This is a genomic window from Mesorhizobium sp. INR15 (assembly GCF_015500075.1).
In the GTDB taxonomy this organism is placed as follows: Bacteria; Pseudomonadota; Alphaproteobacteria; order Rhizobiales; family Rhizobiaceae; genus Mesorhizobium.
In genome coordinates this window covers 4,483,929-4,499,184 of the sequence record NZ_CP045496.1, presented here as the reverse complement: position 1 = coordinate 4,499,184, position 15,256 = coordinate 4,483,929, and the positions used below count along the sequence as shown (strand labels likewise).

The following is a 15,256-nucleotide window of genomic DNA, read 5'->3' as shown; positions in this document are numbered from 1 at the left end:
CGGGAGATCAGCAATGAGCGAAGCGAACGCAATTACCGTTGATGTCGTGTCCGACGTCGTCTGCCCGTGGTGCTTTATCGGCCAGAAGCGCCTCGACAAGGCGATCTCCTCTGTGAGCGACGTCGATGTGCATATTCGCTGGCGGCCATTCCAGCTTGACCCGACGATCCCCGCGCAAGGCAAGGATCGCCGCGAATATATGCTGGGCAAGTTCGGCAGCGACCAGCGCATCAGCGAAATCCACGCCCGCATTGAACCATTGGGAGAAGCAGAAGGCATTTCCTTCGCTTTCGAGGCCATCAAGGTTGCCCCCAATACGCTTGACGCCCACCGCCTTATCCGCTGGGCTGGTGCCGCGGGCGAGGATGTACAGAACCGGCTGGTACGCCGGCTGTTTCAGCTGAATTTCGAGGAAGGCATCAACATCGGCGACCACCAGGTGCTGGTTGAAGCAGCCCGCGAAGCCGGCATGGATGCCTCTGTTGTTGCCACGCTCTTGCCGACTGATGCAGATGTCGAGGCCGTGCAAACGGAAATCGCCACGGCATCGCGCATGGGCATTACCGGTGTGCCGTGCTTCTTGCTTGAAGGCAAATACGCGGTCATGGGCGCGCAGGATGTCGATGCTCTGGCCGACGCGATCCGCCAGGTGGCAGCGGCCAAGGCTCGTGGCGAACTGGAGCGGGCGGGCTGAGCCTATTTCACCGTGACCTTGGCCTTGCTGACAAAGAAGCCATGACCGTTGCTGCCAATGCAAGTCAGGCCCTTTGTCGAGGACTGACAGGTGAATGGCCCTGCGCTCCAGCTGTTACCATAGGCCAGTTTGTCGACGTCGCTGCAACAGCCTTGCTCACCCGGATTCTTGATCAGCGTGGCCGGGCCTTTCGGTCCGAGAATGACGGTGATGTAGCTTGGCTCGACACGGGAGCAGCTCAGTTCCGGGCTGCCATCCTGCGGCGAATAGGTAGTGGTGCCGCCTTTGGGCGTGTAGATGCAGCCGATATTGCCTGATGGAGCGTTGAACTCGACTTGCCCTTGGGCACTCGCCGGGATGGTCTGGCTGGCGGCATGCGCCTGCGGCAGCCATGCGAAGAGACACAGGATTGCGGCTGCGCGTGCAAGCATTGGTAATATCCCTTGTTGGAGAACCGGATATGCCTTGGTGTCGACAGTGCGCCGCAAGGTTCAATCCCGAACAGGCGAATTGTCAAATGCTCTCTGGAAAGTGGCTTGGGGACCTTAGGTCGCACCACCATGCGTCGGTGACGATCTGGTGAATCGCGCCGGCCCGAGGTCTGCGTTATGGTCGCGGCCTACCCATGGTCTGAAGGAGGACTTACGTGCTCGCAGGACTTCGTACGGTTTCGTTGCTGCTTTGCGCCCTTGCCGGTCCGATATCGATCCTTGCCGCCCATGCCGAGGATGCCGTCATGACGGCGACTGTCGATGGCAAACCCTGGACGGCGTCATTCAGCCAGGGAACGACGCTGGAGATGGCCGGCAAGCCGGTCCTCAACCTTTCCGGGACCCAGCAAGGGTCTCCGACGATGACCTTCAACTCGTTGCTGGTATTGAAAAAGCCCGATGATTTTGCCGGCACTTATCCCTTCAAGGGAGGTTTTCCAAACACTGGCGGTAATTTCAATGTGCTGGATTCCGGCGCCATGGTGGGCCACTTCCGTTTCAGCGGCGGCGAAGTGGTGATCGACAAGTATGATCCGGCCACCAAGACCATATCAGGACATTTTTCGGCGGTCGGAAAGGGCGACGACGGCAGCCATTATGAGATCAAGGACGGTATATTTTCGGGTGTTCAAGTCAGCCCGCAGTGAACACGTCGGCCCGTCCATCGCGTTTCACGCTTCACAAAACCGTGTAGTGCGCTTCCCTTAGGGGAGGTTCGACGGGTTTGTGTGCACCACACCCAACTTATTGAAATCCTGAGTTATATCCCCGTTTTCTCTGATCGAACCATGGCGCTTCGGGCGCCTGGTCTGTTGCCTCATGGCAACGGCTGATGCCTCAATCCGGGTAACCCGGTTTAAAATTAATAGAAAATGATCAATTGGTGTTACCATCCGTAACAAAGCAAAAAAGGTTTAGGCGGGATCGTGATTCGGGTCGGCAGACCATCGCAAGAGTCAGTACCGGAAAAAACACCTCGCGATGCCGCAGGGCCATCGCCTCAAACCCCGGTATCGTCGATGCGCGGCTTCTGGGGGTTGATGCGGGCCTACTGGGTCTCGGATCGCTGGAAGGAAGCCTGGACACTGACGCTGGTGATCGCGTTGCTGACGGCGCTGTCGAGCAAGGCCGGCGTGTGGTTTGCCGTAGCGTCCGGCGAATTGGTCAACTCTATCGCCTTCTTCCACGATGCCGCGAACACCAATCCGCTCGAGACGCTCCTCACCAATGCTGGAATACTGGTGCTGCTGGTCGTCTTGAAGGACGCCGGTTTCACCGGTATCCGAAATCTCGTTTCGGCGACACTGCATCGCAAGTGGCGCGGCTGGCTGGATAGCAGGTTCAACGAAGCGCTGCTCGACACCAACCATACGCATTTCCACGCCCAGCATGGCTCGGCAAGCAGCGGCCTGCCCGCCCCTGACAACATCGACCAGCGCATCCAGGAATCCATCAAGGACATGACAGGCGGCGCCATTGGGCTCGCCATGGGTGTCCTTGGCGTCGCCACGTCGCTCTATTTCGTCGGTCAGAAGCTGTTGGAAACCTCGGTCGAGGTGAAAGGGCTGGAGTTCCTTGGCAGCTATGGCAGCGCCGTTCTGGCTTTCCTGGCTGTCGCCATCTATGTGCCGCTCAACACCTGGATCGCGGTGAAACTCGGCGGCTTGCTCGAGCGCCTCAACGTCAGGATGCAGCAGGCGGAAGGCAGCTATCGCGGCGAGTTGACCACCTTCCTGCGCCGCAGTTTCCATGTCGCGGCGTCGCAGGGCGAAGGCGTGCAGAAACGGATGCATGGCCGCCTTTACGTCGACATCGATGGCACGTGGACGCGGCTGAACATTGTCAACACGATCTACATGTCGTTCGAACTGATCTACAATTTCATCGGCGCGCGCATCGTCGCCTATGGACCGGGCCTTGTTCCCTTCATTCACAACGGCCTCGATCTCAAGGGCTACATAACCGGCTCCGAACTGGTCAATTCGCTGATCGGCCAATGTTCGTGGTTCATCCATGTGATGCCGGCCATCGCCACGCTGAGGGCCAACAGCCAGCGTGTCACCGAATTGGCCGTGGCGATTGAAAATGTTCAGCATCCGCAGGAATTCTACAGCCAGACAGGCCGTTCCGACTTCCGTTACGACCGCCAGAACCCGGTGTTTGGCCTGACCATCCAGAAGCTTGAACTGACGCATCAGGGCGAAGACGCCACACCGTTCTTGAGCGCGGCGAACCTGCGCTTCCGGCGGGGTGAGTGGACATTCCTGAAAGGCGAATCTGGTTGCGGCAAGACATCGCTGATCAAGGCGATCAATGGCCTTTGGCCTTACGGACGCGGCACCATTGTCTTCCCCGACGGCGTGAAGAGTTTTTATGCCGCACAGGAGGTCAAGCTGCAGCAAGTCTCGTTGAAGCAGCTGGTCTGCCTGCCTGGCTCGGATCATGACCATACCGACGCCCAGGTCGCGGCTGCATTGCACAAGGCCGGACTTGGCGACTTCATCGAGCATATGGGCGAAGAAAGCCGCGAGGGCAAAATCTGGGATCAGGTCTTGTCAGGCGGCCAGAAGCAGAAACTGGTGGTGGCGCGGATCGTGCTGCAGCAGCCGGGCCTGCTGTTCCTGGACGAAGCAACCGGGGCGCTGGACCCGGAAGGCAAGGTCGCCTTCCATCAGGCGATCAAGGACAACTGCCCCGATGTCACCGTGATCAGCGTCATGCACGAAGCGGTAGCGCCGCGGTCGATCAGCGGCAGTGAGTTCTACCACAGCGTCGTCTCGATCGCGGACGGCGTCGCGACCAAGAAACCTCTTGTTCCAACCTTGCCCGCCGAGCTCATCACGATTCTCGCGCAGCCAAGGCCGGTTGAGGACAAGTGGATGCGTTTTTCGCGCCGGCTGAAGCAGAAATAGCCACACAGCCGCATTCGCCGTAACCGGGCCGCCCAACTTGCCGTGCGCAACGATCACAGTGTCGCGATCGGTGCTGCCGGTGGCCATTTTCCTCTGCCGCCGCGATTGACTCACCAAAGTCCGCTCCTATGTTGCGCCGGCTCGCAGAATTTCATCTCGAACCCGCGAGCGGAAAGGTCACCGCGCCATGCCTGGCGACAGTCACAGTCGAACGCAATCGCCGTCCGCCCCGACGTGACCTGACCGGTTCACGTCCGGCCGTACGGCAAGGAGTGAGCCATGAACGAATTTTCCCCAGTCGCGGACGACGACGCCGTCGCGATCGCCCGTATTCTTGCAAACGATCACGTTGCCGACGTGGTCGAGGCGCTCAACCACGAACCGCGCGAAACGGCGACGGAACTGCTTTGCGCGGTGCCCTTCGAGCGGCTGGTCGAGATTTTCGATCAACCGGAGCTTGAAAGCGCGTCCGAATTGGCGGAAGCCCTGCCCCGTCCAAAGGCGAGCAAGCTGCTCACCGCCATGTCGGTCGACCGCGCGGCCGATATCCTGCGCGATCTCGATGAACCGGCGCGCTCAGAACTGCTCGGCGCGCTGGCGCCGCCGCTGCGCGCTACCCTGCTTTCCATTCTCGGTTATCCCGAAGGCAGCGCCGCATCGATCATGACTACGGAGTTCGTCAGCGTTCCGTCCGACTGGACCGTCGGCCGCACGCTCGACTACATCCGCAAGGTCGAGCGGACCCGCGAAACCGTATACGCGATCTATATCGTCGATCCGGAAACGCACCTGCTGGTGCGGTCGACCGGCCTGCGCCGGCTGATCACCGGCGAGCCGGACGACTCGATCATGTCCGTCGCGCCGGACCGGGTGCCGGTGACCGTCACTCCGCTGACCGATCGCGAAACCCTGGCGCAGACGATTTCCAAATACGATCTGCTCGCCGTTCCGGTCGTCGACCATGGCAAAATCCTCGGCATCGTCACCATCGATGACATTATCGACACGATGATCGAGGAAACGACTGAGGACGTGCACCGTTTCGGCGGCATGGAGGCTCTGGACGAGCCCTACATGAAGATGAGCTTCCTCGCCATGATCCAGAAGCGCGGCGGCTGGCTTTGCGCCTTGTTCGTCAGCGAGATGCTGACGGCCAATGCGATGCAGAGCTATGAGGGCGAGTTGCAGAAGGCGATCGTGCTCACCTTGTTCATCCCGCTGATCATGAGCTCCGGAGGCAACTCCGGCTCGCAGGCGACCTCGCTGGTGATCCGGGCACTGGCTTTGCGTGAAATCGGTCTGCGCGACTGGTGGCGGGTGGCGCTGCGTGAACTGCCGACCGGACTGGTGCTGGGATCCATGTTGGGCATCGTCGGCATCTGCCGCATCGCTCTCTGGCAATATATGGGCTTTTACGACTACGGCCCGCACTGGCCGCTGATCGCCATGACGGTCGGCGCGGCGCTGGTCGGCATCGTTACTTTCGGCTCGCTGTCGGGGTCGATGCTGCCATTCGCACTGAAGCGCATCGGTTTCGATCCTGCCAGTGCTTCGGCGCCATTCGTTGCCACGCTGGTCGATGTCACCGGCTTGGTGATCTACTTCTCGGTCGCGCTGGTCATCCTGCGAGGAACGCTGCTGTAGCGACGACCCTTGCTCCCCGTGGCCATGGCCGCGGGGAGTTGCTTCTGCCCGCGTCAATCGACGCGCTGGCCGTTCCTGACCCTGTAGGTCGGCTTGTACATGGTGACGAGTTCTTCCGCCGCTGTCGGGTGCACCGCCATGGTACGGTCGAAATCATCCTTGGTGAGGCCAGCCTTCAGCGGAATGCCGAGAAGCTGTGCCATTTCGCCGGCATCCGGGCCGAGTATGTGGGCGCCGATCACCTTCTTCGAGGCGCCGTCGACCACGAGTTTCATCAGCATCTTCTCGTCGCGGCCGGACAGTGTGTGCCGCATCGGGCGGAATGTCGCGCGATAGATCTCAATGTCGTCGAAGCGTTTGACGGCATCATCTTCCGACAGGCCGACCGTGCCGATCTCAGGCTGCGAGAACACCGCGGTGGCGATCGTCTCATGGTCCGGTGCTGTCGGATTCCCTTTGAAAGCAGTCTCGATGAAGCACATTGCCTCGTGGATCGCCACCGGCGTCAATTGCACCCGGTTGGTGACGTCACCGATCGCCCAGATATTGTCGATATTGGTGCGCGAATATTGATCAACCTGGATCGCACCGGCGGCGCTCATCTCGATGCCAACGCCTTCCAGGCCCATGTTCTCGGTGTTGGGAATGCGGCCGATGGCGAGCATGACCTGGTCAACCGTGAGCACCTTGCCGCCGGTGACGAGCGCATCGAGACGGCCATCCGGCCGCTTTCGGATCCATTCGGACACCGCGTGGCAGAGAATCTTTATGCCCTTCTTTTCCATCGTCTCGTGCAGCATGCGCCGCAGATCCATATCGAAGCGGCTAAGAATCTCCTTGCCGCGATAGACCAGCGTGGTCTCGACGCCGAGGCCATGGAAGATGTTGGCGAATTCGACCGCGATATAGCCGCCGCCCTCGATCATGATGGCCTTCGGCAGTTTCTTCAGGTCGAAGGCTTCATTGGAAAAAATGCAATGTTCGTGACCGGGCAGTGCCGGATGCGCCGCCGGGCGGCCACCGGTGGCGATGAGAATCTGGTCCGCTGTGACGGTGCGGTCCTCGCCAAGCAGATGCACGACATGCGGGTCGACGAGCATGGCGCGCGAATGAAATGTCTCGCCGCCGGCCCCTTGCACATTCTTCTCGTAGATGGCCTCAAGGCGGCTGATCTCGCGGTCTTTGTTGGCCACCAGTGTCTGCCAGTCGAAATGCGCCTCCGGCACCGTCCAGCCATAGCCGGCTGCATCGGCGAAATGCTCGGGAAACTGCGAAGCGTAGACATAGAGCTTTTTCGGCACGCAGCCGCGGATGACGCAGGTGCCGCCATAGCGGAACTCCTCTGCGATACCGACACGCTTGCCGAGTGCGGCGGCCACGCGCGCCGCCCTCACCCCGCCGGAACCGCCGCCAATGACAAAAAGATCGTAGTCATACCCGGCCATGACGCGGCTCCTCGTGCTTCAAAATGTATGAGACAGGTAGGCCGCGAAGCGCCAAAAGAAAAGCCCGGACAAGCCGGGCTTCCCTAGACTCTTTGCGGTGGAACCGCTGAGATCAATTGGCGTCGGCGGGGGCCGCGCCATCAGCCGGGGCGGCATCGTCAGCTGGAGCTGCCGCACCATCTGTTGGGGCCGCCGCACCATCGGTCGGGGCGGCGGGCGCTGCCGGCGCGTTGGCTTTGGCTGACGCCGCCAGTGCCTCGCCAACCTGCTGGGCAAGATCGCGGGCAAGGCCGTTCTGCCAGATCTCGGCGGCCTTCACCAAGTCACGCGTCACGGCCGGGCCACTGTCGAGCAGCTTCTTGCCGGAATCGGAATTGTAGAAAGCGGCGATATCGGTGAGCTCTTTTTCAGAGAACACCTTGGCATAGGCTAGCGCCGATTCCTTTTCGAGGTCGGTGCGGCGCGAGGCCAAGGCCAGAGCCTTTTCGGTAATCGTCTTGCCGATGAGTTCCTGCATGTCAGGGTTCTTCTGGATCAGCTGCTGCTCGAGCGCGGCTGCCGCCTGCGGCAGGATGCTGTCGAACGGGTCAGTCGCATGGATCGCGGCAACAGCGGCACGCGCCGCCTTCAAATGCCCTTCGGTGACATCCTGCGAGAAGGCCGGCGAAGAAAAGGCAAAAACGGCTGAAGCCGCCACAATGGCGGAAAAGCGGCGAACCCGGTTATGCAACATCATGGTTGATAGAACTCCCTGTTTTTCGGGCGGCATGGACGGTTTGAATGCCATCGCCGCCGGCGATGATGGCCGCTGACGCCAGCCCGATGAAAAGACCATGCTCGACCACGCCCGGAATGGCATGGAGAGCATTCGAAAGCGCTCTTGTATCCGGAATGCGGCCAAAAGATGCATCGAGGATAAAATGGCCGCCGTCTGTAACAAAAGGCTGGCCCGCCGTCATCCTCAATGTAACCGGGCCGGAAAGACCGAGCCTTTCGGCGGCCGCTCCGATCGCGATTTCCGTCGCGCGCAGACCGAATTTGTTGACTTCGATCGGCAGTGGGAAACGGCCGAGCGTCTCAACCATCTTTGAGCGGTCGGCAATGACGATCATGCGGTTGGATGCCGCCGCGACGATCTTCTCGCGCAGCAGCGCCCCGCCACCGCCTTTTATCAACGTCAGTTCGGGGTCGACCTCGTCGGCGCCATCGACGGTGAGATCGAGTTCTGGTGTTTCCTCCAGCGTCGAGAGCGGAACGCCGAGTTCGCGGCAAAGTGATGCGGTGCGCTCGGATGTCGGCACACCAATGACAGTCATCCCTGTCGCGACCTTGTCGGCGAGCAATCGTACGAACTCTTCGGCGGTCGTGCCCGTGCCGATGCCGAGGCGCATGCCGTCGGTCACATGGGCAAGGGCAGCGCGCGCCGCCTCAACCTTCAGATATTTCGCATCCATCCTGTATATTGCCCCGGAGCCTGCTGTTTTGGGCTCCTAGCATTTTTGCCAGCCCGGTCAAAGCCCTTGGCCGCATCCGCCCTCAGCCGGCTTGCCTAGGCAAGCCACAGCCGCTATCGCCTGCGGCAATACAGTTTGTCATAGGACGCATCATGGCTCGCCCGATTATCGTGTTCGACCTCGACGGTACGCTGATCGATACAGCACCGGACCTGCTCGACAGTTTGAACCACAGTCTGGCCGCGAGCGACATCGGAGCCGTCGATGAGGTCGGGTTCAAGCGCTTTGTCGGTCAGGGTGGCCGGGTGATGATCGAACGCGCCCATGCCGCGCAGCAGAAGTCGCTGGCGGTTGACGAGCATGATCGGCTGCTGAAGCTTTTCCTCGATCATTATACCGGTAATATTCCAGGCAAGTCGCGCCCCTACCCCGGTGTCGTCGAAGCGATCGCGCGCTTCGAAAACGCCGGTTATCTCCTGGCCATCTGCACCAACAAATATGAGGCCAATTCGCTGGCGCTGATCGAAGCGCTTGGCCTGACGAAACATTTCGCGGCAATCGCGGGCCAGGACACGTTCGCCTTCCGCAAGCCGGACCCACGGCATCTCACCGAAACCATCGCGCTCGCCGGCGGCGATCCGCATCGCGCCCTGATGGTTGGTGATTCGCAAACCGACATCGACACCGCCAAAGCCGCTGGCATTCCGGTGGTAGCGGTCGATTTCGGTTACACCGACCGTCATGTGCGCGAATTCGAGCCCTCGGCGGTGATCTCGCATTTCGATGCACTGACGCTGGACCTTGCGGAACGGCTCATCGCCGCCGCCGCTGGACGCTGACCGGATAGCCGCAATATTGGCTGAGGGGCACCGGATAGATCGTCGTCAAGAACGCCTTGGATCGCCTTGACTTCACCGGCATGCCTCCCTTATATCGCGGCTCGCTTGGCCTTCGGGCAACGAGCGGGCGATTAGCTCAGCGGGAGAGCACACCCTTCACACGGGTGGGGTCGCAGGTTCAATCCCTGCATCGCCCACCATCGACTTTCCTGAAATCGCGGCTTGCCCCCTCACCCACGGCACCAGTCCATCTAGCAGCCGCGGTCCGCTTCCTCGCCCCCAAAGTTCTTCTGGGCGAAATTCAAGGCGCTTGAGTAGCTCGTATAGCTCTGGAATTGGCACACGTCGGAGCCGTTACGCACCTTCATCGATGTGATCGTCGGTGCAATAAACGGTGTCGCGTTTCGGGCTCCAAAGGGCCGGCTTGCCGCACAGGCATGGAAACGGCGGGGATCGAAAGCGCCGAGAATACGAGGACGACGGCAGGACGCATGCGCATTTGACCCTCCAAATGAACTACTGGCGATCACTATGACCGCCCATGTCAAAGCGCTGCATCATGGTTCTTTGGCATGCAATCCGGCCATCAACGGCGAAATTCGCGAGGGCGCTGCTGTGGAGGTCGGCATATCAGTAGCGACGAGGCCGACGTCAGTTGCGTCGAAAACGGCGTACAGCCTGGTGCGCCTTTAGACGATCCGTGAATGGGGCTGGTGCTCGACGGAACAAATCTAGCGGCAAACGAGTTTCCTTCCGACAAAACCTGAGGGAAAACCATGTCGAAATTTGTCTTGGCGACGAGTGTGGCTATTCTTCTATGCGGTGGGTCAGCCTTTGCAGCGGACGATAAGCCACTGCCGCCGCCGAACGCGAAAAAGCTGTCGGAAATCCTTGCCAAGGTCGAGCAGCGTGACGGCTTTCGCTATGTGAAAGAGGTCGACTGGGACAACGGCGCCTATACGATCACCTACTACACCTCCGACAAGGCGAAAGTCGAAATCACCTACGATCCGGTAACAGCCGACCCCAAGTGAGCCTGATTTCGCCTGACCGCATTCCGCCCGGATGCTTTTCTCTCTAAGGTGCGGGTGATCGTTTCATCAGCACACGGTGTCGGGATGCTGCCTTTCAATCGCGCTCGTGCTTGGTTGCCGGTCGCCGTCTCTCTGGCCGGCTTCATCTTGGGACATTCTCCCGCGTGGGCTGATGGGCCGTCCTTTGATTGCCGAAAGGCCGTCTTGCCAGCGGAAAAGACAATCTGCGCGGACCCTCAACTGTCGGCCATCGATCTACTGGTTTCCAAGGCCTTCAAGGATTTCGAGCCGGCATTCGGCGGCGACAAGCGCAAGATAGCGCGCGCGTTGATTGTCGACCGCAACGCCTGCAGGGATGATGCGGCCTGCATCGCCAGCGCGCAGAACAACGCGTTGCAGACCTATGGCAGCGCGCCATCATGGGTGCAGGATTACAACGTTGCTCTCATCGGCAAGAAAGCGCTCGAGACGGCGTCACGCGCGCCCAAAAACGCGGAACAGCCCCTGCCCGGCTCGATCGGGCAATGTGGCCTCACGCACGTCAAGTCGCTGACCGCGCGGCTCGGTGACGACCCGCTGGAGACCGCCGGCCCGGAAAGCGGAAGTGCGGCAACCTTTGTCAACGGTGGCACCGCGGTATCCTATGACCGCGAGCCTGGCCTTGTAAGCTCGAAGGTGAGCGACGCGGTTGTCATGTGCCTGATGTCAATCCCGAGAGATTGCCCCGATGGCGATGAGCGGGGCCGAATTTATTACGGCATCGATCTCGCGGTTAAGGGCTCGTGGGCGTTGCCCGATTCGCAGCATATGTGCGGCGGCGCCTGAGCACGCGCCGGAACCTCCTTGCGCCACTTCGTCTTTGATGGCTGACTGCGCCGGCAACGCACGGGGGTGGGTATGGCGGCCAAACATGTAATCAAGCGCATTCTTTTGATGCTGGCCGGCTATTTCGTCGCCGTGCTCGTTGGCTTGATCGCCATCTAGGCGATCTATCTTATCTTGAGCACGCTGCCCGGTACGCCCGAGTATTTTGGTGTCCTGGCGACCATGACCCCGGTTGCCCTTTTCTTTGTGGCCGCACTCGTCCCGTTCATCTTTCTCCTGGCAATCGCGCTGACCGGGGCCCAAGCCTTGATCTTCGCGCTGATCGCGGAGTTTTTCTCGCTGCGAAAGGTCTGGCTGCACATGCTGTTCGGCGCGGCAGCCTCGGCTGCCGGCTTCGCCCTGATCTGGCCAACGACCGTGTCGGACGTCAATATTTATCGCTGGGCGGACTATGGCGTCATCGCCGGTGCCGGCCTCGTCGCCGGCCTGGTCTATTGGCTGATTGCCGGGCGGGACGCCGGCTTTCGGCGGCCGCTGCCAGAGCTGTAGTTCAGCTCGAGGGCGTACGCACCGCTTCGGTGGCGTCCAGCGCCTGCTTCAGCCGGGAGTCGCGATCATAGACATCGCTGAAATATTCGACATTGCCCGACATGTCCGGCCACGCGGTGAAATAGGCGACATAGACCGGGATCTTGCGTGTCACGTCCTCGGTGGAATGTCCGTGCTTCAGCTTCTCGGCGACATAGTCCACCGATTGTCCAAGCACGGCAGCCGCCATGCCGCGCGGATCTTGCAGCCGCACGCAGCCATGGCTGAGCGCGCGCATGTCCTGCTTGAAGAATGACTTCTGCGGCGTGTCGTGCATGTAGATGGCATGCTTGTTGGGGAACAGGATCTTCAGTTCGCCCAGCGCGTTGGCCTCGCTTGGCTGCTGGCGCACATTGTAAGGAATATTGGCGCCATAGCCGCCCCAATTGACCGCCGAAGACGGGATGCGCTTGCCTTTCGCATCGGTCACTTCGTACCCGGCGCGATCGAGATAGCCGGGGTCATTGCGCAACCTGGGCAGCATCTCGTTGACGATGATCGACTGCGGCACGCCCCAGTAGGGATGGAAGTCGACCTGCTTGATCTGGTCATAGAAGAACGCCGTCTGATTGGTCGTCCTGCCGATGACGGCACGGGTCTTCAGCTTCTCTTCGCCATTGTCTATATAGCTCGCCGTGAAGGCTGGCTGGTTGATGAAGACACGCGGGCTGCCGAGATCGGAAGGCAGCCAGCGCAGTTCTTCCAGCGCCACTTCCACCTTCAGCAACCTGTCGGCCTTGGACGTTCCGGCCAGCGATGCCACGGTGCGCGGCCCGATGACGCCGTCGCCCTTCATGCCGGCTTTCTGCTGCACCATCTTGATGACCGGCACCAGTTCCGGATCGTAGAACTCGCTGGTGCCCAGCCTTGCCAGGATCTCGCCATAAGCGCCGCCCGTATCATCATCGAGATCGCGCGCGATCAGCTTCAGCAACTTTGGCAGTTCAGGGCTGGTTTCGCCGGGCTTCAGCAAAAGCTTGGGGTCGACGACGATTTCGTTCTCGGCGCTGGCCTGCAACGATTCCAGTTCGACGCGCAGCGCCTGGTATTCTGGGTTCTGCGGATGCCGTGATTCGAGATAGGTGCGGACTTCCTGGGTATGGGCCAGCGTCTTCAGCACCCCTTGCAGGTCGAGCGGCTTGGCCGGGAAATCGTAATAGCCGGTCATGCGGTTCGGCTCGACGCGGCCATTCTGCGCATCTTGCGCATAGCGCAGCACGCGCGCCGAGAGCGCCATCTCGAAGCGGACGAGTTCCTTCAGTTGCGCATTGGCGTCAGTCGCTGACGTGCCGGTGGCGGGCACGTCGACGGTGTAGTCGGCTGGCGCCAGACCATAGCTGGCGGCCTCGCCAAGCACGCGCACCGCATCCTGCGCGCGGGCATTGAGGCTGGTTCCCGACAACCAGATGAAATCCGGATTGGCCGAATAATAGGCGACAAGCGCCTTGGCGATGTCTGGTTCGGCATAGAGCTCGTAGTCACTCAAACCGGCAAGCGCGTCGCGGAACGCTGTGCCTGTGGCCGATGGCACGAAAGCGGCATCCTGCGGCGTCGCGGGTTGCGGTGCTGCCGCCAATGCCGAAAAGTCGACGCGCACCAGCTTGTCGGCCTTGTAAGTGTAATAGGACGGGCTGCTGATTTTCACACCGCCGCCGCCCCCTGCGGGCACCTTCGGCTTGTGCTTGGGCGGCGGGGGAAATTCACCTTGCGGTGCGTGTTTCACGCCACCGCCGAAAAGCATGTCGAACAGCCCTTGCGCACCCGCCTGAGGCGCACCGAAAGCCAACGTTGCCGTTATCGCCACGAGCGGCATCACGATTGCTTTTTTTCCGAGGAATTTCATCGATCACCCGCTCCGGCCATAGCCGGTTCCCGTTCCGCGCTGCTAGGAGCCTGTCCGAGTAGTCGCTGTTCAATTGGGCACGAGTCTGATTCTAATTGCGACCATGAGCAAGCATTTTCGCGCGTGGAAGATTGATCAGCCGCAGTTGTTGCCGCCGAGCGTGCAGGATTTTGTGCCGAGGGACCACCTGTCACGGTTCATCGTGGATCTGGTGCGGGAGAGCCTCGATTTGAGCGAGATTACCAGCAGCTATAGGAGTGCGCTTGGCCAGCCGCCGTTCGATCCGCGGCTGATGGTGGCGCTGCTGCTCAACGGCTATGCGAGCGGCCTCTATTCCTCCCGGCGCATCGCCAAGGCGTGCGTTGAGCGCGCCGACTTCATGATGATCGCGGCGCTGGATGCGCCGGATTTCCGTACCATTTCCGAGTTCCGCAAGCGGCACCTCAAACAGCTGGCCGGGCTGTTCGTGCAGGTGTTGAAGCTGGCCGAGAAGGCCGGGCTGGTGCGGCTCGGGCATGTCGCGCTCGACGGCACCAAGATCAAGGCGAACGCGTCCAAACACAAGGCGATGAGCTATCAGCACATGAAGAAGCGCCAAGCCGAGTTGCAGGCGGAGGTCGATCGCTGGCTGGCCGCCGCTGAGGCGGCGGATGCCGAAGAGGACAAGCTGCACGGCAACAAACGAGGTGACGAACTGCCCGGCTGGGTCGCCGACAAACAGAGGCGGATCGCCAGGATCGCCCAGGCCAAGGCTGAACTGGAGGCCGAGGCGAAGGCCGCGGCCGACGAGGAGCGCCGCATCGAGGCCGAGAAGCAGAAGAGCCGCGAGGCCGAGGGCCGCAAGAAGACCGGCAAGCCCGCGGCTGCGCCATCCGACGAGCCCGCCGCGAAGGCCCAGCGCAACTTCACCGATCCTGAAAGCCGCATTCTCAAAACCAAGGATGGTTTCATCCAGGGCTATAACGCGCAGGCGGCCGTCGACGGCAAAGCGCAGATCATCGTTGCACACGGGTTGACGCCGAGCACGAGCGACTATGGCCAGTTGGTGCCGCTGGTCGATGGCATCCAAGCCAATCTCGGCCGCAAACCGGAGCAAGCGTCCGCCGACAGCGGCTATCTGAGCGAAGTCAACCTCGCCAGCCTCGACCAACGCGGGATCGATGGCTACATCGCCACCGGACGCGCCAAACACCCCACCGCCGACAACGGCAAGGGCGGCGGACCGTTGACACAGGCAATGAGAAAAAAGATCGCCGACGGCGGCTTCGAGACCCCCTACCGACTGCGAAAGCAGATCGTGGAGGCGGTGTTCGGGCAGATCAAGCAGGCACGCGGCTTCCGCCAGTTCCTGTTGCGGGGACTGGCAAACGTGCGTGCCGAATGGGCGATTATCTGCACCGCCCACAACCTCGTGAAGCTGGGAAGCCTCCTCAGGGCCTCCTGACCAGGCTATCGTCACCCGAGAGCCTGTCGCAATCAGACTATCT

Annotated in this window: 14 protein-coding genes and 1 tRNA gene; 10 read left to right on the top strand and 5 right to left on the bottom strand. The window is 61.0% G+C overall.

Annotated elements, in window-relative coordinates; genetic code table 11:
- Positions 1–13: 13 nt before the first annotated feature.
- Positions 14–694: a DsbA family oxidoreductase gene (locus tag GA829_RS21940; protein ID WP_195174736.1), complete on the top strand. Its 681-nt coding sequence runs from the start codon at positions 14–16 to the stop codon at positions 692–694.
- Positions 695–696: 2 nt separating this feature from the next.
- On the opposite strand, the gene GA829_RS21935 is transcribed toward GA829_RS21940, so the two are convergent.
- The gene (locus GA829_RS21935) at positions 697–1,125 is read right to left on the bottom strand and encodes a hypothetical protein (RefSeq protein WP_195174735.1); all 429 of its coding nucleotides are present in this window, start codon (positions 1,123–1,125) and stop codon (positions 697–699) included.
- A 215-nt stretch (positions 1,126–1,340) separates the two neighbouring features.
- On the opposite strand from GA829_RS21935, the gene GA829_RS21930 reads away from it, so the two are divergent.
- From GA829_RS21930 to mgtE, 3 genes are all read left to right on the top strand, one after another.
- A complete protein-coding gene (locus GA829_RS21930; protein ID WP_195174734.1) occupies positions 1,341–1,832 on the top strand; it encodes a hypothetical protein in 492 nt (163 codons plus the stop codon).
- A 372-nt stretch (positions 1,833–2,204) separates the two neighbouring features.
- A complete protein-coding gene (locus GA829_RS21925) occupies positions 2,205–4,097 on the top strand; it encodes an ABC transporter ATP-binding protein/permease (protein WP_195174733.1) in 1,893 nt (630 codons plus the stop codon).
- 279 nt (positions 4,098–4,376) lie between these two features.
- On the top strand, positions 4,377–5,741 hold the full coding sequence (mgtE, locus tag GA829_RS21920; RefSeq protein ID WP_195174732.1) for a magnesium transporter: 1,365 nt from the start codon (positions 4,377–4,379) through the stop codon (positions 5,739–5,741).
- A gap of 53 nt (positions 5,742–5,794) precedes the next feature.
- Here mgtE and gor read toward each other — a convergent pair whose 3' ends face one another.
- From gor to rpiA, 3 genes are all read right to left on the bottom strand, one after another.
- On the bottom strand, positions 5,795–7,186 hold the full coding sequence (gene gor / locus GA829_RS21915; protein ID WP_195174731.1) for a glutathione-disulfide reductase: 1,392 nt from the start codon (positions 7,184–7,186) through the stop codon (positions 5,795–5,797).
- Positions 7,187–7,298: 112 nt separating this feature from the next.
- The gene (locus GA829_RS21910; RefSeq protein WP_195174730.1) at positions 7,299–7,922 is read right to left on the bottom strand and encodes a DUF2059 domain-containing protein; all 624 of its coding nucleotides are present in this window, start codon (positions 7,920–7,922) and stop codon (positions 7,299–7,301) included.
- Positions 7,909–8,640 carry a ribose-5-phosphate isomerase RpiA gene (gene rpiA / locus GA829_RS21905; protein WP_195174729.1) on the bottom strand — a complete coding sequence of 244 codons (732 nt, stop codon included), beginning with the start codon at positions 8,638–8,640 and terminating at the stop codon, positions 7,909–7,911. Before rpiA ends, GA829_RS21910 begins: the two co-directional genes overlap by 14 nt.
- A gap of 152 nt (positions 8,641–8,792) precedes the next feature.
- On the opposite strand from rpiA, the gene GA829_RS21900 reads away from it, so the two are divergent.
- From GA829_RS21900 to GA829_RS21880, 5 genes are all read left to right on the top strand, one after another.
- Positions 8,793–9,479, top strand: coding sequence for a phosphoglycolate phosphatase (locus tag GA829_RS21900; RefSeq protein ID WP_195174728.1), 687 nt, complete (start codon positions 8,793–8,795; stop codon positions 9,477–9,479).
- Between the two features lie 125 nt (positions 9,480–9,604).
- Positions 9,605–9,679, top strand: a tRNA-Val gene (locus GA829_RS21895).
- 576 nt (positions 9,680–10,255) lie between these two features.
- Positions 10,256–10,513, top strand: a complete 258-nt coding sequence (locus tag GA829_RS21890; RefSeq protein ID WP_195174727.1) for a PepSY domain-containing protein — start codon at positions 10,256–10,258, stop codon at positions 10,511–10,513.
- A gap of 48 nt (positions 10,514–10,561) precedes the next feature.
- A complete protein-coding gene (locus tag GA829_RS21885; RefSeq protein WP_258051820.1) occupies positions 10,562–11,338 on the top strand; it encodes a lysozyme inhibitor LprI family protein in 777 nt (258 codons plus the stop codon).
- Between the two features lie 162 nt (positions 11,339–11,500).
- A complete protein-coding gene (locus GA829_RS21880) occupies positions 11,501–11,887 on the top strand; it encodes a hypothetical protein (RefSeq protein WP_258052354.1) in 387 nt (128 codons plus the stop codon).
- Between the two features lies 1 nt (position 11,888).
- On the opposite strand, the gene GA829_RS21875 is transcribed toward GA829_RS21880, so the two are convergent.
- Complete coding sequence (locus GA829_RS21875) at positions 11,889–13,769, bottom strand: L,D-transpeptidase family protein (RefSeq protein WP_195174726.1); 1,881 nt, start codon at positions 13,767–13,769, stop codon at positions 11,889–11,891.
- 103 nt (positions 13,770–13,872) lie between these two features.
- Between GA829_RS21875 and GA829_RS21870 the strand changes: the two genes are divergently transcribed.
- Positions 13,873–15,213, top strand: a complete 1,341-nt coding sequence (locus tag GA829_RS21870; protein ID WP_195174571.1) for an IS1182 family transposase — start codon at positions 13,873–13,875, stop codon at positions 15,211–15,213.
- Positions 15,214–15,256: the final 43 nt, after the last annotated feature.